At 63.8% G+C, this 18,812-nt stretch carries 21 protein-coding genes; 16 read left to right on the top strand and 5 right to left on the bottom strand.

Annotated elements, in window-relative coordinates:
• Positions 1-142: 142 nt before the first annotated feature.
• Complete coding sequence (locus tag ACTEK7_RS21030; RefSeq protein ID WP_036007354.1) at positions 143-400, bottom strand: DUF6894 family protein; 258 nt, start codon at positions 398-400, stop codon at positions 143-145.
• 262 nt (positions 401-662) lie between these two features.
• Between ACTEK7_RS21030 and pqqA the strand changes: the two genes are divergently transcribed.
• From pqqA to ACTEK7_RS20980, 10 genes are all read left to right on the top strand, one after another.
• Positions 663-743 carry a pyrroloquinoline quinone precursor peptide PqqA gene (gene pqqA / locus ACTEK7_RS21025; protein WP_007595659.1) on the top strand — a complete coding sequence of 27 codons (81 nt, stop codon included), beginning with the start codon at positions 663-665 and terminating at the stop codon, positions 741-743.
• Between the two features lie 130 nt (positions 744-873).
• Positions 874-1,803 (top strand): pyrroloquinoline quinone biosynthesis protein PqqB, encoded by a 930-nt coding sequence (gene pqqB / locus ACTEK7_RS21020; protein WP_109144745.1) that lies wholly within the window; start codon positions 874-876, stop codon positions 1,801-1,803.
• 20 nt (positions 1,804-1,823) lie between these two features.
• Positions 1,824-2,579: a pyrroloquinoline-quinone synthase PqqC gene (gene pqqC / locus ACTEK7_RS21015; RefSeq protein ID WP_249786432.1), complete on the top strand. Its 756-nt coding sequence runs from the start codon at positions 1,824-1,826 to the stop codon at positions 2,577-2,579.
• Between the two features lie 12 nt (positions 2,580-2,591).
• Positions 2,592-2,903, top strand: coding sequence for a pyrroloquinoline quinone biosynthesis peptide chaperone PqqD (pqqD, locus tag ACTEK7_RS21010; protein WP_025034414.1), 312 nt, complete (start codon positions 2,592-2,594; stop codon positions 2,901-2,903).
• Positions 2,900-4,081 carry a pyrroloquinoline quinone biosynthesis protein PqqE gene (pqqE, locus tag ACTEK7_RS21005; protein WP_225112124.1) on the top strand — a complete coding sequence of 394 codons (1,182 nt, stop codon included), beginning with the start codon at positions 2,900-2,902 and terminating at the stop codon, positions 4,079-4,081. Before pqqD ends, pqqE begins: the two co-directional genes overlap by 4 nt.
• On the top strand, positions 4,071-5,057 hold the full coding sequence (gene pip / locus ACTEK7_RS21000; RefSeq protein WP_109144748.1) for a prolyl aminopeptidase: 987 nt from the start codon (positions 4,071-4,073) through the stop codon (positions 5,055-5,057). The genes pqqE and pip overlap by 11 nt, the downstream gene beginning before the upstream one ends.
• A gap of 13 nt (positions 5,058-5,070) precedes the next feature.
• Positions 5,071-5,748 (top strand): DUF4286 family protein, encoded by a 678-nt coding sequence (locus tag ACTEK7_RS20995; RefSeq protein WP_036027271.1) that lies wholly within the window; start codon positions 5,071-5,073, stop codon positions 5,746-5,748.
• Between the two features lie 240 nt (positions 5,749-5,988).
• On the top strand, positions 5,989-7,788 hold the full coding sequence (locus ACTEK7_RS20990; protein WP_036007315.1) for an FAD-dependent oxidoreductase: 1,800 nt from the start codon (positions 5,989-5,991) through the stop codon (positions 7,786-7,788).
• Positions 7,758-9,605 (top strand): 2-oxoacid:acceptor oxidoreductase subunit alpha, encoded by a 1,848-nt coding sequence (locus ACTEK7_RS20985; protein ID WP_225146868.1) that lies wholly within the window; start codon positions 7,758-7,760, stop codon positions 9,603-9,605. Before ACTEK7_RS20990 ends, ACTEK7_RS20985 begins: the two co-directional genes overlap by 31 nt.
• Positions 9,602-10,657 carry a 2-oxoacid:ferredoxin oxidoreductase subunit beta gene (locus ACTEK7_RS20980; protein ID WP_036027279.1) on the top strand — a complete coding sequence of 352 codons (1,056 nt, stop codon included), beginning with the start codon at positions 9,602-9,604 and terminating at the stop codon, positions 10,655-10,657. Before ACTEK7_RS20985 ends, ACTEK7_RS20980 begins: the two co-directional genes overlap by 4 nt.
• On the opposite strand, the gene ACTEK7_RS20975 is transcribed toward ACTEK7_RS20980, so the two are convergent.
• Both ACTEK7_RS20975 and ACTEK7_RS20970 read right to left on the bottom strand, forming a co-directional pair.
• Positions 10,658-11,104 carry a DUF4399 domain-containing protein gene (locus ACTEK7_RS20975; protein WP_225146867.1) on the bottom strand — a complete coding sequence of 149 codons (447 nt, stop codon included), beginning with the start codon at positions 11,102-11,104 and terminating at the stop codon, positions 10,658-10,660.
• Positions 11,105-11,121: 17 nt separating this feature from the next.
• Positions 11,122-12,654 (bottom strand): SUMF1/EgtB/PvdO family nonheme iron enzyme, encoded by a 1,533-nt coding sequence (locus ACTEK7_RS20970; RefSeq protein WP_225146866.1) that lies wholly within the window; start codon positions 12,652-12,654, stop codon positions 11,122-11,124.
• 321 nt (positions 12,655-12,975) lie between these two features.
• Between ACTEK7_RS20970 and ACTEK7_RS20965 the strand changes: the two genes are divergently transcribed.
• From ACTEK7_RS20965 to ACTEK7_RS20940, 6 genes are all read left to right on the top strand, one after another.
• Complete coding sequence (locus ACTEK7_RS20965) at positions 12,976-13,596, top strand: hypothetical protein (protein ID WP_225146865.1); 621 nt, start codon at positions 12,976-12,978, stop codon at positions 13,594-13,596.
• A 39-nt stretch (positions 13,597-13,635) separates the two neighbouring features.
• Positions 13,636-14,085 (top strand): DsrE family protein, encoded by a 450-nt coding sequence (locus ACTEK7_RS20960; protein WP_225112116.1) that lies wholly within the window; start codon positions 13,636-13,638, stop codon positions 14,083-14,085.
• Between the two features lie 249 nt (positions 14,086-14,334).
• Positions 14,335-14,658: an ArsR/SmtB family transcription factor gene (locus ACTEK7_RS20955; RefSeq protein WP_036007297.1), complete on the top strand. Its 324-nt coding sequence runs from the start codon at positions 14,335-14,337 to the stop codon at positions 14,656-14,658.
• Positions 14,655-15,083, top strand: a complete 429-nt coding sequence (locus tag ACTEK7_RS20950) for an SRPBCC family protein (protein ID WP_225146864.1) — start codon at positions 14,655-14,657, stop codon at positions 15,081-15,083. Before ACTEK7_RS20955 ends, ACTEK7_RS20950 begins: the two co-directional genes overlap by 4 nt.
• 43 nt (positions 15,084-15,126) lie before the next feature.
• Positions 15,127-15,330, top strand: a complete 204-nt coding sequence (locus ACTEK7_RS20945; protein WP_025034403.1) for a hypothetical protein — start codon at positions 15,127-15,129, stop codon at positions 15,328-15,330.
• Positions 15,331-15,341: 11 nt separating this feature from the next.
• Positions 15,342-15,782 carry a DUF1801 domain-containing protein gene (locus ACTEK7_RS20940; protein ID WP_036027326.1) on the top strand — a complete coding sequence of 147 codons (441 nt, stop codon included), beginning with the start codon at positions 15,342-15,344 and terminating at the stop codon, positions 15,780-15,782.
• 213 nt (positions 15,783-15,995) lie between these two features.
• Here ACTEK7_RS20940 and ACTEK7_RS20935 read toward each other — a convergent pair whose 3' ends face one another.
• Positions 15,996-17,534, bottom strand: a complete 1,539-nt coding sequence (locus ACTEK7_RS20935; protein WP_225146863.1) for a SpoVR family protein — start codon at positions 17,532-17,534, stop codon at positions 15,996-15,998.
• A complete protein-coding gene (locus ACTEK7_RS20930) occupies positions 17,531-18,808 on the bottom strand; it encodes a YeaH/YhbH family protein (RefSeq protein ID WP_193375195.1) in 1,278 nt (425 codons plus the stop codon). The genes ACTEK7_RS20935 and ACTEK7_RS20930 overlap by 4 nt, the downstream gene beginning before the upstream one ends.
• Positions 18,809-18,812 lie beyond the last annotated feature (4 nt).

The raw sequence follows: 18,812 nt of genomic DNA, 5'->3' as shown, positions 1-18,812 counted from the left end.
GGCGTTGCCTCATTCTCCGTCATTGCGAGGAGCCCTTGCGACGAAGCAATCCAGGCTGCCTCCGGGGGAGGGATCCTGGATTGCTTCGCTACGCTCGCAATGACGTGGAGAGAACGGTGAGCCCGTTACCTACCGCGTCCGGCTAATGCCTCGTCGCGGACTGGTCCGGCATGTCGAGCAGCGCTTCGGTGAAGGGAAACTCCAGCACGATCTCGCCGTCGGCGTCGGTGACCTCGATGACGGCCTCCAGCAGCGCCGGCTGGGTTCCTTCCGACTTCACAACCTCAAGGATCATCTGGCGCGCGACCTCCCAGGCGCGATCGGGGTTGCGCAGGTCCTCGCCGTCAGGATCCACGATCAGTTCGTCGCCGATGCGGGTGTTGAAGAAATATCTGGGCATGCCTGATCCAATGGGGTCGTCTGTCGCCGATGAGAAGCCGGTCCTTACTCACAACTGGTTTATCCCGACAGGGATCACGACCTATCGGCAATTTTGCGTATCTGATCCGCTCATCTTTGCGGCCGCAATACGCCATCTTTGCAGTGCAACAATTCCCGCAGCCTACTACCTAGGTCGGGAAAATTTCACTGGCGAACTTTGCCGTCCGCACTAATTTGTCCAATGGGCGGATACGTCCGAATTCGCGAAAATGGAGAGCCAAATGGCCTGGAAAGCCCCTAAGATCGTCGAAGTGCCCTGCGGCATGGAAATCAATATGTATGTGAGCGCCACCCGCAAGTAAGCGGCTGGTGGAAACGCGTTCTGCGCAGGTGGTTCTTTCGGTCACGATACGTTTCCGGCAGAGAGAAACCTTGTCCGAAACTGTCTCGGCCTGAGATCCACCTCGCCAATTCGCCTCCAGGAGACGGATCATGCTTCGCGTCGTCGTCCTGGGCGCCGGGGCCGGCGGCGGAGTTCCGCAGTGGAATTGCGGCTGCGAAGGCTGCCGCGCGGCTCGTGCGAAGGGACAAGAGCTGTTTCGAACCCAGGCTTCTGTCGCCTTCAGCGGCGACGGCGAGCACTGGTTCCTGATCAACGCCTCACCCGATCTTCGCCAGCAATTGAACGCCACGCCGCAGCTGCACCCAAAGGCGGGCGCGCTGCGCCACACGCCGATTGCGGGCGTGATCTTGACCAACAGCGAAGTCGATGCCGTGGCCGGCCTGCTGTCGATGCGCGAAGGCTCGCCCTTCACGATCTATGCGCACGAGAAGGTGCTGGCGATCCTCAGCTCCAACAGCATCTTCAACGTGCTGAACGAGAAGAACGTGCGGCGCCAGCCGATCGCGATCCGCGAGCCGTTCGAGCCGCGGCTGCCCGACGGCACGCGCTCGGGGCTCGAGGTGCTGCCCTTTGCCGTGCCGGGCAAGTCGGCCTGGTATCTCGAAGGCAAGGTGCATCCGGGCGGCGAGAGCGGCGACGGCGACACGCTGGGCCTGAAGATCACCGACAAGGCCACGGGCAAGTTCTTCTACTTCATCGCGGCCTGCGCCGAGGTGACCGACGCGCTCAAGGCCGAGATCGACGGCGCTTCACTAGTGTTCTTCGACGGCACCGTCTGGCGCGACGACGAGATGATCAGGGCCGGCCTCGGCCACAAGACCGGCAAGAGCATGGGCCATGTCGCCATGTCCGGCGAGGACGGCGCCATCGCCCGGCTGGCCGATCTCAATATCGACAGGAAGCTGTTTCTGCATATCAATAACTCGAATCCGGCGCTGCTGCCCGGCTCGCCCGAGCGCAAGCTCACTGAGGAGGCGGGCTGGCAGATACCGGCGGATGGAACGGAGATCGTGCTGTGAACGCCGAATCACTGACTGGAATGACCGCGCTCTCGATCGGCAAGGACTTGAGGCTCAACTCGGCCGAGGAGCTCGAGGCGGCGCTGCGCCACATCGGCGCCACGCGCTATCACAGCCTGCATCCGTTCCATAAGCTGCTGCATGGCGGCAAGCTGAACAAGGGCCAGGTGCAGGCCTGGGCGCTCAACCGCTACTATTACCAGAGCACCATTCCGATCAAGGACGCGGTGGTGATCTCCCGCTTCCGCGACCGCGCCACGCGGCTGGAATGGCGCCATCGCATCGAAGACCATGACGGCGATGTCGACAGCGAGGGCGGCATCGAGCGCTGGATCAAGCTGACCGAAGGGCTCGGGCTCGACACCGCTTACGTCGAATCCACCGAAGGCATCTTGCCGGCGACGCGCTTCGCGGTGGAAGCCTATGTGCACTTCTGCCGCGAAAAAAGCCCGCTGGAGGCGATCGCCTCCTCGCTCACCGAGTTGTTCGCGCCGAACCTGCATGAAGAACGCATCTCGGGCATGCTGGAGCACTACGACTTCGTCAACCCCGATATCATGAGCTACTTCAAGCGCCGCCTGACCCAGGCGCCGCGCGACGCCAATTTTGCGCTCGATTATGTCAAGAGGCACGCCACGACGCCGGAGCAGCGCGCGCAGGTCTGCAACGCGCTGATCTTCAAGACCAACGTGCTGTGGGTGCAGCTGGATGCGCTCCAGCATGCCTATGTCGAGGGCCACATTCCGCCGGGCGCGTTCGTGCCCAAAGCGAGCTAAGGATTAAAAGCAATGGCCGGGCCGCGGAACATCAGCGTCAGCGAGGCGAGCCGCCCCGTGCTGCCGCGGCATGCCAAGCTCAGATATGACGAGACCCGCAAGGTCTGGGTGATCCTGGCGCCGGAGCGCGTGCTGGCGCCGGACGAGATTGCGGTCGAGGTCTTGCAACTCTGCAACGGCGAGCGCAATGTCGGCGACGTCGCCGATCAGCTCGCCGCAAAGTACGCAGCGCCGCGCGAGGCGATCCTGGCCGACGTCATCGCCATGCTGCAGGATCTCGCCGACAAGGGCTTTCTCACCGAGATCAGGGAGAAGACGTCATGAGCGACGTGACCATCCCGCCCAGCGACAGCCTCGCGGTGCTGGAGAAGCAGCGCTCGACGGCGGAGACGTTCGGCATTCCGCTCGCGGTGCTGCTCGAGATCACCCATCGCTGCCCGCTGCAATGTCCCTATTGCTCCAACCCGGTCGAGCTCGACCGCTCCGGCAAGGAGCTGACGACGGACGAGTGGAAAAAAGTGCTGAGCGAGCTCGCCGAGATCGGCGTGCTCCAGGTGCATTTCTCCGGTGGCGAGCCGACGGCGCGGAAAGATCTCGTCGAGCTGGTCAAGCATGCCAGCGACGCCGGGCTCTACACCAATCTCATCACCTCGGCCGTGCTGCTGACGCGCGAGAGGCTCAGCGATCTCGCAGATGCCGGGCTCTGCCATGTGCAGATCTCGTTCCAGGGCATCGAAGACGGCCTCGCCGATCGCGTCGCCGGCTACAAGGGCGGCCACCGCAAGAAGCTCGAGGTCGCGAAATGGACGCGCGAGCTCGACCTGCCGCTCACCGTGAACGCGGTGATGCACCGGCAGAACCTGCACCAGTTGCCCGACATCATCCAGATGGCGCTCGATCTCGACGCCGACCGGCTCGAGGTCGCCAATGTGCAATATTACGGCTGGGCGCTGAAGAACCGCGCCGCGCTGATGCCAACCGTGGCGCAGCTCGATGAGTGTACCCGCCTCGTTGAGGAGGCACGCGAGCGGCTGAAGGGCCGACTGACCATCGACTACGTGGTGCCGGATTATTACGCGCTGCGGCCGAAGAAATGCATGGGCGGCTGGGGCCGGCAGTTCTTCAACATCTCGCCCGCCGGCAAGGTGCTGCCCTGCCACGCCGCCGAGAGCATCACCGGGCTCGATTTCGAATCGGTGCGCTCCAACCATTCGATCGCCTGGATCTGGCAGAACTCGGAGGCCTTCAACCGCTATCGCGGCACCGGCTGGATGAAGGAGCCGTGCAAGAGTTGCGAGTTCCGCGAGATCGATTTCGGCGGCTGCCGCTGCCAGGCCTTCGCGCTGACCGGGGACGCCGCCAACACCGACCCGGCCTGCGCGCTGTCGCCGCTGCACGAGACCATCTTCAAGCAGGCGGAAGCCGAGGCCGCAGGCGACACCAGCCGCTTCCTCTATCGCAACTTCGCCGGCGGCACCCTGGAATCCGAGAATGACGCCTGACGCCGACGCGGGCACAGCGGCCAAACGCACTGATCCCTTTGCGCCGCTGACCTCCGATATGCTCGACGTCGGCGACGGCCATGAGCTCTATGTCGAGAGCGTCGGCCGCAGCGACGGCATCCCCGCGGTCTATCTGCACGGCGGGCCCGGCAGCGGCTGCCAGCCCGACCATCGCCGGCTGTTCGATCCCGACCGCTTCTGCGCCGTGCTGTTCGACCAGCGCGGCTGCGGCCGCAGCCGGCCCAAGGGATCGCGCGAGCACAACACCACACAGCATCTGATCGCGGACATGGAGACGATCCGCGAAAAGTTCGGCTTCGAACGCTGGATGGTGGTCGGCGGTTCCTGGGGCGCGACGCTGGCGCTGGCGTATGCAGAGGCGCATCCCGAGCACGTCTCCGGCATAGCGCTGCGCGCGACGTTTCTCGGCACGCGGGCCGAGGTCGAGACGGCCTTCACCTCGCGCCTGTCGCAATTCCATCCGGCGCTGTACGAGGATTTCCTCAGCGTGCTGCCGCCAGAGGAGCGCGACCGGCCGGTGGATGCCTATTGGCGCCGCATCCTCGATAGCGACCCTGCCGTGCATGGCCCGGCGGCGAAGGCCTGGCACGACACCGAGCGCGTCTTGTCCGAGCACAAGCCGGCACGGACGCGGCTCGACCTCGCCGGGCTGAACGTCTGGCGCACATTGCCGGCGACGCCGTTCATGGAAGCGCATTATTTCATCAACGACAGCTTCATGAACGAGGACCAGCTGCTGCGGAACGCGGGCCGGCTCGACGGCATTCCCGGGATGATCGTGCAGGGTCGCTATGATCTGTTGTGTGCTCCCGCGACAGCGCAGGCCCTTGCGAAAGTATGGCCCGGTTCCGAGCTTCGCATCGTGGAAGAAGCCGGGCATTCGCTCTATGATGGCGGCGTGAGGGACGCGGTCATGAAGTCGATCGCGGACCTTGCGTCGAAGATCGGGCGATGAGAGGACAAGAAGAATGCCGCTCGCCGGAAAGGGCATGCTGCTGACGTCGATGAACATCGACGCTGCGGACGAGGCCGATTTCAACCGCTGGTACGATCGCGAGCATCTGGAAGAGCGTGTCGCAATCGACGGATTTCTCGAAGCGCGGCGCTATGTCGCGCATGCCGCCAACCCCAAATATCTCTCGCTGTACTCGACCGAAACGCTCGGCGTGCTCGACAGCCCCGCCTACCGGGCGCGCCTCGCCGACCAGACCGAATGGTCGCGGCGATCCATGGCGCGCTTCAGGGACATGCTGCGCGTGGTCGCGCGCATCACAATCAGCAAGGGTACTGGCCGCGGCGCGTCGCTCGGCCTGGTGCGGCTGCGGCCGACGCCCGACAACGCCGGTGCGTGGCGTGATGCGCTGCAAGAAAAGCTGGCGCCGCAGGACCGCGACGGCATCATCTCGATGCACCTGCTCGAAAGCGAGCCGGAATTGTCGGGCGCAACGGCGGGAATTCCGGCGGTGCGCAACGAGGGCGCGCGCGACTGGTTCGTGCTGATCGACGGCACGCACGTCAATGCCGTCTCCGCCGTCATCGCCGAGCGCTTCACCGGCCCGGCTGCGGCGCCCTTCCCGCTCCCCATCTCCGTCGGCACCTACTGCCTGATGTGGGACCTCGCCAAGAGCGATGTCGCGCGCGGCTGAACGGCATCCGCATCGCAGCATATTGCACCGCACGCATCTCGTGCGCCGCGCGTTAATGCCGTGCACGCGTAGCTCCCATGAAAGCGGTGACGCGCGCAAATTTGCCGTTGTACTTCGGAACGGTTCTAATAAGCTAACCCAATGACGTCATTCAGAAACCAGATCGAAGCGCGTTAAGCGCTCGCCAAGCTCAAACAAAAAAGGCCGCGGGGTCTTCGGGCCTGCGCGGACAGGGTAGGAATGAAACCGACCGACATCGCGGCCCCCGACTACTTTCACAAAGTGGTCGATTGCCAATGGGCCTGTCCTGCGCACACCCCGGTTCCCGAATACATCCGATTGATCGCCCAAGGCCGCTACAGCGATGCCTACATGATCAATTGGAAATCGAACGTATTTCCCGGCATTCTGGGACGCACCTGCGATCGTCCCTGCGAGCCGGCGTGCCGGCGCGGACGCGTGGAGGAAAATCCTGTCGCGATCTGCCGCCTCAAGCGCGTCGCCGCGGATTTCAAGGACGACATCAGGCAGCGGCTGCCGAAGCCCGGGCCGAAGAACGGCAAGCGCGTCGCGCTGGTCGGCGGCGGTCCCGCTTCGCTGACGGTGGCGCGCGATCTCGCGCCGCTCGGCTATCACTGCACCGTGTTCGATGCCGACCCGGAAGCCGGCGGCATGATGCGCACGCAAATCCCGAAATTCCGCCTGCCCAATTCCGTGATCGACGAGGAGACCGGCTACATCCTGGGTCTCGGCGTCGAGTTCAAAGGCGGCCACCGCATCGACAGCATGAAGGCGCTGCTTGCCGAGAAATACGACGCCATCTTCGTCGGCTCCGGCGCGCCGCGCGGCCGCGAGCTCGAGCTTCCCGGCCGGAAAGAGGCCGCCGCCAACATCCATATCGGCATCGAATGGCTGGCCAACGTGTCGTTCGGCCATGTCGACAAGATAGGCAAGCGCGTCATCGTGCTCGGCGGCGGCAACACCGCGATGGATTGCTGCCGCACCGCGCGCCGGCTCGGCGGCGAGAAAGTCACGGTGGTCGTGCGTTCCGGCTTCGACGAGATGAAGGCCTCGCCCTGGGAGAAGGAAGACGCGATCCACGAGGATATCCCGATCCTCAACTACATGGTCCCGGTGGCCTTCAAGCATGTCGCCGGCAAGCTGATCGGCGTCACCTTCCAGCACGTCAAAGCCGAATACGACGCCAAAGGCCGCCGCAATCTGGTGCCTTCGGGCGATCCCGATCAGACCATTCCCTGCGACGACGTGCTGGTCGCGGTCGGTCAGGAGAACGCCTTCCCCTGGATCGAGCAGGATTGCGGCATCGAGTTCGACAAATGGCACATGCCGAAGGTCGATCCGAAGACCTTCGCCTCGACCAATCCGAAAGTGTTCTTCGGCGGCGATGCCGCGTTCGGCCCGAAGAACATCATCTGGGCGGTCGCGCACGGCCATGACGCCGCGCTGTCGATCCACAAGATGCTCTCGGGCGAAGCGGTCGACGAACGGCCGCTGCCGGAGGTGCAGATCTCCTCGCAGAAGATGGGCATCCACGAATGGAGCTATGACAACGACATCTCGCCCGACAAGCGCTATAAGGTACCGCATCGCGACAAGGTCGTTGCGCTGAAGGACATCCGCGCCGAGGTCGAGCTCGGCTATGACGTCAAGCTGGCGCTCGGCGAAGCCCATCGCTGCCTGAACTGCGACGTGCAGACCGTGTTCTCGACCTCGCTCTGCATCGAGTGCGACGCCTGCGCCGACATCTGCCCGATGGATTGCATCACCTTCACCGCCAACGGCGAGGAAAGCGATCTGCGCCAGCGCCTGAAGGCGCCCTCCGCGCATCCGGACCAGGACCTCTACGTCTCCTCGGACCTGAAGACCGGGCGGGTGATGGTGAAGGACGAGGATGTCTGCCTGCATTGCGGGCTGTGCGCCGAGCGCTGTCCCACCGGCGCCTGGGACATGCAGAAATATTTCATCGAGATGACCCACGCAGGTTCGACATGTCCGACAAAAAGCCGATCAGCAGCGTAAACGACTTCGTCGTCCGCTTCGCCAACGTCAACGGCTCGGGCTCGGCCAGCGCCAACGAGATGTTCGCGCGCGCGATCCTGCGCCACGGCGTGCCTGTCAGCCCACGCAACATCTTCCCCTCCAACATCCAGGGCCTGCCGACCTGGTACGAGGTGCGGGTGACGGAAGACGGCCATCTCGGCGCCCGCGGCGGCGTCGACATGATGGTGGCGATGAATCCGCAGACCTGGGACAAGGACGTCGCCGGCATCGAGCCCGGCGGCTACCTGTTCTACGATTCCACCAAGCCGATGCCGTCGACCAAATTCCGCGACGACATCACAGTGATCGGCGTGCCGCTGACTGCGATCACCAACTCGACCTATACCGATCCGCGTCAGCGACAGCTGTTCAAGAACATCATCTATTTGGGCGCGCTCAGCGCGTTGCTCGACATGGACCCCAAGCTGATCGAGCAGCTGATCGGCGAGCAGTACAAAGGCAAGGAGAAGCTGCTCTCCTCCAACGTCCATGCGCTGCATCTCGGCCGCGACTGGGCGCTGCAGAACCTGAAATGTCCGATTGGGCTGCGCGTGAAGAAGTCCGACAAGGTCGGCGACCGCATCTTCATCGAGGGCAACAGCGCCGCCGCGCTCGGCGCGGTCTATGGTGGCGCCACCGTGTGTGCCTGGTATCCGATCACGCCGTCCTCGTCGGTGGCCGAGGCTTTCACCGCCCATTGCAAGAAGTACCGGCACGATCCTGAAACGGGCAAGGCGAAATACGCGATCGTGCAGGGCGAGGACGAGCTCGCGTCGATCGGCATCGTGATCGGCGCCTCCTGGAACGGCGCCCGCGCCTTCACGGCGACCTCCGGCCCCGGCATCTCGCTGATGACGGAGTTCATCGGCCTCTCGTACTTCGCAGAGATCCCGGCCGTGATCATGAATATCCAGCGCGCCGGCCCCTCCACGGGCATGCCGACCCGCACCCAGCAATGCGACATCATCGCCTGCGCCTATGCCTCGCATGGCGACACCAAGCATGTGCTGCTGTTCCCCGAGGACCCGGCCGAGGCCTTCGAGTTCGCGGCCGCCGCCTTCGATCTCGCCGAGCGGCTGCAGACGACGATCTTCCTGATGCTCGATCTCGACATCGGCATGAACCACCGGCTCTGCCGCCCGCTGAAGTGGGACGATGCCAGGCAATATGACCGCGGCAAGGTGATGACGGCGGCGATGCTGGAGGAAGGCCGCGACTTCGGCCGCTATCTCGACGTCGACGGCGACGGCATTCCCTACCGAACCTATCCCGGCACGCATCCGACCAAGGGCTCCTACTTCACCCGCGGCACGTCGCGGGACCGCTATGCGCGCTACTCCGAGGAAGGCACGGTCTACGCCGACAACATGCAGCGCCTGATGCGCAAGTTCGAGACCGCGCAGGACCTCGTGCCGCGTCCGCTGCAGGCCAATGCGGAACGGCCGACCAAATATGGCGTGATATATTTCGGCTCGACCTCGCCGGCGATGGACGAGGCGATCGGCCTGCTGGAAGCGCGCGGGCATCAGCTCGACCGTCTGCGCATCCGCGCCTTCCCGTTCCATTCCAGCGTGGCCAGCTTCCTCGCCGAGCACGATTTCGTATACGTCGTCGAGCAGAACCGCGACAGCCAGCTGCGCCAGCTCATCGTCAACGAGAACGGCATCGATCCCGTCCGGCTGGTGCCGATCGTGCATTACGACGGCACGCCGATCACTGCTCGCTTCATCGCCAAGGCCATTGGCGACCACCAGGACCACCTCAAGGTGACCCCGCTCCGCAAGGCCGTTTCATGACTTACATCGCAAAACCGAAATTCCATCATCCGGGTCTGAAGAAGAACGCGCTCGGCTACACGCATCGCGATTACGAGGGCAAGATCTCGACGCTGTGTGCCGGCTGCGGCCACGATTCGATCACCGCCTCGATTATCGAAGCCTGCTACGAGCTCTCGATCGAGCCGCACCGGGTGGCGAAGATCTCCGGCATCGGCTGTTCGTCGAAGACGCCGGACTATTTCCTCGGCAATTCGCACGGCTTCAATTCCGTGCACGGCCGCATGCCATCCGTGCTGACAGGCGCCAATCTCGCCAACCGCGATCTGATCTATCTCGGCGTCTCCGGCGACGGCGATTCCGCCTCGATCGGTTTCGGCCAGTTCGCGCACTCGATCCGCCGCGGCGTCAACATGACCTATATCGTCGAGAACAACGGCGTTTACGGCCTGACCAAGGGTCAGTTCTCGGCCACCGCCGACCGCGGCTCGAAGAGCAAGAAGGGCGTCACCAACACCGACAACGCCATCGACCTCGTCGCCATCGCGCTGCAGTTAGGGGCCACCTTCGTGGCGCGCTCGTTCTCCGGCGACAAGAGCCAGCTGGTGCCGCTGATCGCCGCCGCGATCGGCCACAAGGGCGCGTCCTTCATCGACGTGATCAGCCCCTGCATCGCCTTCAACAACCATGCCGGCTCGACCAAGAGCTTCGACTATGTCCGCGAGCACAATGACGCCGTGAACCGGCTCGACGTGCTGGTCGGCCGCGACCCGATTGCGGTGGACTACGCGCCCGGCACGGTGCAGGTGGTCGAGCAGCACGACGGCAGCAAGATCGCGCTGCGCAAGATCGATGCGGATTACGATCCGCACGACCGCCTGGGCGCCCAGACCTTCCTCGCAAGGCACGCCGCCAAGGGCCAGATCGTCACCGGTCTTCTGTACGTCGACCCTGAGGCCGAAGACCTGCACGAGCATCTCAACACTGTCGAGACGCCGCTCAACGCGCTCGAGGCGGACACGCTCTGCCCGGGCTCGGCGGTGCTGGACAAGATCAACGCCAGCCTGCGGTGATCATCTTCGCGCTGATGCCGCCGGCCTGACGCGTATCGTGATCTTCTCCGACACGACGGGTGGTTCGAACGGATAGTGCTTGGCGTCGCCAAGCACCAGTTGCAGCGTGTGCGTGCCCGGCGGAAGCTCGAGAAACGTTTCGGTTTGTCCCGCTCCGAAATGCAGATGGGACTTGTCCTGCGGAATCGGCTCCTTGGCATCGATGGGGTCTTTCACGTCGATCAACAGATGATGGTGGCCGGCATTGTGGTAGTCGTCGCCGGCATGCGTCACGCCCATGTTGCGCAGGCCGAAACGGACCCAAAACCCACCACGGATCTTCTGGCCGTCATACGGCGAGATGAAATAAAGCTTGGCGTCCTTTGGCGCAGTTTTGCCTTGCGGATAGCCCGCGCCGGGGAGCAATGCGATGGCGGCCGCCAGCGCGATACAGGAAACGATCTTCATCAAACTGACTCCAGTACCTACGGACTGAGCGCGATCCGGAATCCATGCGTGGGGTAACGGACGCCGGTGTCGTATCCACCGCGGTTTGACGGCCGCACATATCTCGAATCGTTCTTCCAGGAGCCTGAGCGCAGGACATGAGAGCTGCAGTCAGCGCTGGTCCGCGCCGAGCCGTCGCTGGGCGCGCCCTGATAGGTCCGGTGCCAGCAGTCCGCGACCCACTGATCGATGCCGCCGCCCATGTCGTAAAGCCCGAACGGATTTGGCTTGAAACTGCCGACCTTGGCCGGCTGCTCGGCCGCAAGTTCACCGCAATCCTTGCAGCCGGCCATGCCCGGCTGCAGCTTGTCGCCCCACCAATATTTGGTCTGTGTCCCGCCGCGTGCCGCATATTCCCATTCGGCTTCGCTCGGAAGCCGGTAGGGCTTCTTCGTCGCTTGCGCGAGCCAGGCGACATATTGCTGCGCATCGGTCCAGCTCACATTGCTGACCGGGGCATCGTCTTTGCCGGTGGCCGTGAATCCGCACGCCTTGGCGGCAGCGCATTCGTTCCACTCCTGCACCGTCACCGGGTATTTTCCGATCGAGAACGGCTTGATCGTGACCTGGTGGACGGGACGCTCGGTCGGATCGTCGTTGCTTCCCATGGCGAAGCTGCCGCCGCGAATGGCGATCATTTCGGGCTCGCGCACCGGCGTTGCCGATGGGCTGGGAGCCGGAGCCGGAGTCGGGGCCGAAGGCGACGAAGCCAATGACGGAGAGGGTTGCGGCGTCTGCTTCGCCGCCTCGCTCGGCAATGGCTGAGGAACCGGTGAGACGACCGGAGCGGTGGGCGGCGCGGCAGCCTGCTCGCCGATCCTGCCGGGCTGCGCCAGCAAATACCAGAGCACGCCGGTGGCCATCATCAGCACTGTAATGGCCAGCAAAAAGATCAGCGCGTTCTCACGCCGGCTTCTTGTCTTGCCGACCGCATCAGCGTCCGGCAGCACACGATACACGCGCACCGGATCGGTGATGTTCTTGACCTTGCGGTCGCCGAGCGACTCATAGCCGCATACGATCTTGTGTTTGATCTGCTCGTAGATCGCGCCGGATATGAAGACCTGCCCCGGCTCCGCGATGCCCTCGATACGCGTGGCGATGTTGACGCCGTCACCATAGATGTCGTCCGGCTCCACGATGACGTCACCGAGATTGACTCCGATCCGATATTCGAGCCGGGAATGCTTGGGAATGGAGGCGTTGCGGCCGACGAGATTCTGCTGGATGACGATGCTGCATCGAACGGCTTCCACGGGACTGTCGAATATGGCGATGAAGCCGTCGCCGGTCGTCTTCACCAGACTTCCATGGTGCTCGATGATGCTGGGCTGGATGATGTCGCGCTCGATCCGCTTGACGCGGGCATGCGTGCCTTCCTCGTCGGCCTGCATCAACCGGCTGTAGGAGACGATATCGCCGACGATGATCGCGGCGAGACGGCGAGGCATTCCGCTGTGCGGCGGCGGCTCGTCGGGATTTCCGGGTCTGAAGTTGCGAATTTCGCCCATGCAGGGGACTCCACAAACTTACAAGGCAGCCCCAGCCTACGACCGCCAAAGGCGATCGTCTGTGAAGGCTATCACATTGACGAACCGAGACAATGTCGCAGCGATTGCAGGCTTCAAGTTCCGAAGAGCCGCCCGCTTCACCGCTTGAACCTTCTCGAGCCCATCAGTGACTAAGGCGGAGCGCGAAGCGAGTTGCGCGAATCCGCACCGCGACCACCGCTCGAGCGGCTTGCGACGGTTGAACGCGGGTCACCAATTCTGCGTCTAACAGACAGCAGCTCTGTCCTGCTGCGACGAAATCGTGGTGTGCGCGAGGCCCTCATGAAGCTCGTCATCCTTGCTGCCCTCACTTTTGCTGCGCTGACCAGCGTCGGCCGCGCCGAGGAAGTCGACGATATTCGCGAGGCCAGCAAGGCCGAGGCCGAGACCTTCAATACGCGGATGTATGCGAAGCCTCCCGGCGACAAGGCCTATGCCTGCTTCGTCCGCCGCTACGATGCCGACCATCTGGCGCGGCATCCGAAGCAGAAGGTCGCCGCGATGAAGCTGCTGGTCTCCGCGGAGTACGACAAGGAGGACAAGGAGCTTCACCACTCGTTCCGCCTCGGCTTCAGGTACCGTCACCGCAGCGGCGATTTCGACTCCAGCGGCTCGTGCAACCATGCCGTATTCACCAGGAGCGGCGACGGGGTGCGCCTCGGCTGCGGCGTCGACTGCGATGGCGGCGGCATCGGCGTTGCGCTTTCCAGGGACGACAGATCGGCGATCGTGCGGCTCGAACGTGTCAGGGTCTGGCAGAACAACAAGCCGGACGATGACGCCGAGCATTCGCTGACCGCCGGCGCCGACGACAAGATTTTCCGGCTCGACCGGGCCGACAATCGCGAGTGCGCCTCGCTGGTGACCGACCGCAAGGAACTCGCGGCGCTGCGCCACAAGTGATATGCCTGCGGCAATGTCAGGCAATCCAGGGAGAATGCCATGAACCGCCGCAGCATCTTGTGGAGCGCCGTCTCGGCTTTGGGCGCAGCACTCGGCGCCTCCGGCGCCAGAGCCGCGACGGAAGTGAGCGCGAGTAGCAAGCTGAAAGTCGCCTACCATCTCAGCGACGCCGAGAAGGTCCATTTCGTGCTCGGAAACATCCAGAACCACATCGACGGGGTCGGCGGCCCAGAGCATGTGACGATCGCGCTGGTGATCCACGGCCCGGCGCTGAAGGCGTTTCACTCGGCGCAGGCCAACCCCGACGTCAGCAAGCGCGTCGGTGACTTCTCCCAGGGCGGCATCGAGCTCGCCGCCTGCGGCAACACGATGAAAGCGCAGAACGTGACGCTGAGCGAGCTGCTGCCAGGCTTCGTCAACGCCGAGAACGGCGGCGTGGTGCGGCTCGCCGAGCTGCAGTCGCAGGGGTATCTGTATTTGCGGCCGTAAGATTTGCGAAAGACGCGCCACACTCTCCGTCATTGCGAGCGCAGCGACTTGTCCGCCGAAGCCTTAGCGAAGGCGGAAGCAATCCAGAATTCTTCCGCGGAGGCAGACTGGATTGCTTCGTCGCAAGGGCTCCTCGCAATGACGCGGAGAGGGCTGCGCCCGCCATCGCCGTATCCTCCCGTCGCACTTGACTTACCCATAACTCCACAGTTATGAGTCTATCCATAACTTCCTGGTTATGGATTCCGCATGTCCCCCACCCCCGACCTTCTGTTCAGAACGCTCGCCGACCCCACCCGGCGCGCGATCTTCGAGCGGCTGTGCCGTGAGGGGGAGCAGACGGTCGGGGCGCTGACGGCGCGATCAGGCGTGTCGCAGCCGGCGGTGTCGAAACATCTTGGCGCCCTGAAGCAGGCGGGCCTGGTGCGCGACCGGCACGAAGGACGGCAGACCCATTACAGCGCGCAGCCCGGTGCGCTCAATCCGCTGATCGACTGGACCGGCCAGATGGCCGGGTTCTGGCAGAAAAGGTTAGATGCCCTCGACGATCTCCTGAAGAGGATGGACCAATGAACGCCCCCGCCGAGACGCGCTCCGTCGTGATCGAGCGCGAATTTGCCTATCCCGCCGAGCGGCTCTGGCGCGCGCTGACGCAGCCGCATCTGATCGAGGAATGGCTGATGAAGAACGACTTCAAGCCGGTCGTCGGCCATCGCTTCAATCTGCGCGGCGAATGGGGCGGCGTGCTGGATTGCGAGGTGCTCACCATCGAGCCGCAGAGGATGCTGGCCTACACCTGGAATTTCTCGCATGAGGACGCCGCCTTCGACCTCAAGAGCATCGTCACCTTCACGCTGACGCCGACGAGCGCGGGCACGCATCTGCGCGTCGAGCAGGCGGGCTTCCGCCCGACGCAGAAACAGGCGTTCGGCGGCGCGCATGCCGGCTGGAAGCAGTTTTTGGCCAAGCTGGACGATTTGCTAGCGCGGGCGAGCTAGCCCCGCGGGCGTCCATTTTCGATCAATCCAACGGGAGGAACCAATGAGCACGCAGATGTGGATTCGGCAAATTCATCGCTGGCTGTCGATGGCATTCACGCTCGCCGTCATCGCCAACATCGTGGCGATGACGATGCAGGTTCAGGCCGTGTGGATCGGCTTCCTGGCGCTGGTGCCGCTGATTCCGCTGCTCGCGACCGGGCTCTATCTGTTCGCGCTACCTTATCGCGGCCGCAGCAACGCGTGAACGAGGCCATGATGAAGAAGCCCGTGGCGGCGAAGACGAGCAGCGCGAAGCAAGCAGGTACCGCCTCGCCATCCAAGCTGATCGACGGCCGGATCAAGGAGCTCGGCGACTGGCGCGGCGAGATGCTGGGGCGGGTTCGCGCGCTGATCAAGGAGGCCGACCCTGATGTCGTCGAAGAGTGGAAATGGCGCGGTGTTCCCGTCTGGGAGCACGACGGCATCATCTGCACCGGCGAGACCTACAAGGAGGTCGTGAAGCTGACCTTCGCCAAGGGCGCCGCGCTGGCGGATCCCGCAGGTCTCTTCAATTCCAGCCTCGACGGCAATGTGCGCCGCGCGATCGATATTCGCGAGGGCGAAACGATCAACGAGAAGGCGTTGAAGGCGCTGATCCGCGCGGCGGTCGAGCTGAATGCGAGCAAGAAGAAGCCGGGGAAGCGATCAGCCTCGTAGACGCGATGGGCCGCCACAAGCGCCTTCCTTCTCCCCTTGCGGGAGAAGGTGGCGCGAAGCGCCGGATGAGGGGTCTTCATCGGCACGGGAGAGTGCGGAGAGATACCCCTCACCCCAGTGAGCTTATGTCTGCCGGCGTCGCTGCCCTCTCCCGCAAGGGGCGAGGGCACATCAATGCGCATCTCGCGTGGTGCCCCATTTAGGCAGCCCCCGTCACGCCACCGCGGCGGGAATCGGGCGCGGGCTGACGACGTATTCGCGCAGGACCTTGTCGTTGGCGTCGACCTCGATCAGTGCGACGTCGTAGGTCCAGAGATCGGCCAAGTGCTGGAGCACGCGCTTGGCGTCGGTCTCGTTGAGCTGCGAGCCCTTGATGACGTGGTGATGCAGGATCAGGCGGCGGTCGCCGGAGAGATCGACGTCAACCACCTCGATATTGGCATCGATGAAGCCGACATCGTGCTGCCGCGCCAGCTCGCGGCGGACGCGGCGGAAACCGCGCTCGTCGTGGATGGCGTCGACCCGGATGCCGGCGCGCTCCTCGGGATCGTCGTGCAGATGGAACATGCGGAAGTGCCGCATCAACTTCGGGCTCAGGAACTGCCCGATGAAGCTTTCGTCGCGGTAATTGGCCCAGACGTCGCGCAGCACGCCCATGACGTCGCCCTTGCCGGCGATGTCGGGGAACCACTCGCGGTCCTCGTCTTCCGGATTGGCGACGATGCGCTCGATGTCCTGCATCACCGCGAAGCCGAGCGCGTAGGGGTTGAAGCCGGAGAAACGCGGGTCGTCGAATTCGGGCTGGAACACCACATTAGTGTGCGACCCCAGAAATTCGAGGAAGTTGCCGTCGCTGATGCGACCCTGCTCGTGCAGCTTGGTCATGATGCGATAATGGACGTAGGTCGCCGTCCCCTCGTTCATGACCTTGGTCTGGCTCTGCGGATAGAAATATTGCGCGATGTGGCGAACGATGCGGAGCAGCTCGCGCTGCCAGGGCGCCAGACGCGGCGCGCTCTTCTCCAGGAAATACAGCAAATTCTCCTGCGGCAGGCCGAGCAGCTTGCGGCGGCGCTCGATGCTGAGCGTGGAGCGGCTCTTGGCGGCGCCCTTCGGCACGGTGCGCCAGAGATCGTTGAAGACCTCCTCCTCGTGCTGGCGGCGACGCCCTGCCCGCTTCTCCTCGGCGCGCAGATCGAGCTTCTTCTTGCCGGGATAACGGTCGATGCCGTGCGACATCAGCGCGTGCGCGGCGTCGAGCGTGCGCTCGACCTCGATGCGGCCATAGCGATCCTCGCACTGCATGACGTAGTTCTTGGCGAAGTCGAGATAGTCCAGGATGCCGTCGGCATCGGTCCACTGCTTGAACAGATAATTGTTCTTGAAGAAATGGTTGTGGCCGAAGGCGGCGTGCGCGATCACCAGCGTCTGCATCGTCGCCGTGTTCTCCTCCATCAGATAGGAGATGCAGGGCGAGGAGTTGATGACGATCTCGTAGGCCAGCCCCATCAGGCCCTTGCGGTAGGACGCCTCATGGAACGCGAAGTGCTTGCCGAACGACCAGTGCTTGTAGAACAGGGGCATGCCGACCGACGAATAGGCGTCCAGCATCTGCTCGGCGGTGATGACCTCGATCTGGTTCGGATAGACGTCGAGGCCGAGATCCTTCAGCGCCACCTCCTCGCAGGCATCGGTGATGCGCTGCAAGGTGTGGAAATCCCAATCGGCGCCTTCGAACAAACGTTCCTTCATGGAGCGGCCTTCTCCTGGGCAGTGTCGCGGCGCTGGAATAGATCGTGGAACACCGGGAAGATCTCGCTGCGCTCCGAGACCTTGCGCATCGAGAGCGGGGCGCCGCTGTTGCGCAGGCGTTCGTAGAGGCTCCAGAGCGAGGAGTCGGAGAGATCGAAGGCGCTGCCGCCGGCCTCGCCGACCTCGAGATAGGCGAAGAACTGGCAGACCGGCAGGATCTTCTCGGTCAAGAGGAGCCCCGTGAGCTCGCCGTCGGAATAGGAATTGTCGCCGTCGGAAGCCTGCGCGGCGTAGATGTTCCAATCCGACGGGTTGAAGCGCTCGCGCACGATCTCGTGCATCGCCTGCAGCGCACTGGAGACCAGCGTGCCGCCCGAGGCCGGACCGTAGAAGAAGGTCTGCTCATCGACCTCCTCGGCGCGGTCGGTGTGGCGGATGAAGACGATCTCGACGTGCTTGTAGCGCCGCTTCAGGAACACGTAGAGCAGCATGTAGAAGCGTTTCGCCAGGTCCTTCATGTGCTCGGACATCGAGCCGGAGACGTCCATCAGGCAGAACATCACGGCCTGCGCGACGGGCTTGGGCACCGTCTCGAAGCGCCGGTAGCGGATGTCGAGCGGATCGATGAAGGGGATGCGCTTGGACTTCGCCTTCAGCGTTTCGAGCCGGGCCACGAGAGCCGCACGATCGTCCTCGTCGGTGCAGGCTTCGATCGCGGCTTCCAGCTCCTCGATCTCGTCCTTGCGCGGACGCTTGAGCGCGATGCGGCGGGCGAGCGCGAGCTTCACCGTCCGGCTCACCGAAATGTTGGCGGGCGAGCCGGTCATGGTGTAGCCGGCGCGCTGGATGCCTTCGCTCTCGGTCTGCGCGATCTTGCGCTTGGCGAGATCCGGAAGCTCGAGGTCGTCGAGGAACAGATCGACGAACTCGTCGCGGCTCAGCACGAAGCGGAAGGCATCCTCGCTGTCGCCTTCGCCGGGACCGGAATCCTTGGCGCTGCCCTGGCCGGAGCGCTGGAGATAGTCGCCTTCAATGAACTTCTTGTTGCCGGGCAGGACCATGTCGCGCGTCCCGCCTTCACGGCGGAAACGCGGCTCGTGCATGCCGTCGAGTGGAATCGTGACCTCACCACCCTCCAGGACGTCCTTGATGTCTCGTTCCTGCGAGGTCTTCTTGACGGCGCCCTGCACCAGGGACTTGGCCCGACGCAAGAACCGCTGGCGGTTCTCAAGACTCTTGCCGCCTGGATTCAGGCGCCTGTCAATAATGTGAATGGGC

It is taken from the genome of Bradyrhizobium sp. JHI2711 (assembly GCF_056156565.1).
Note: the sequence above shows the minus strand (reverse complement) of the source record. Positions and strands in the feature narration are given on the sequence as shown.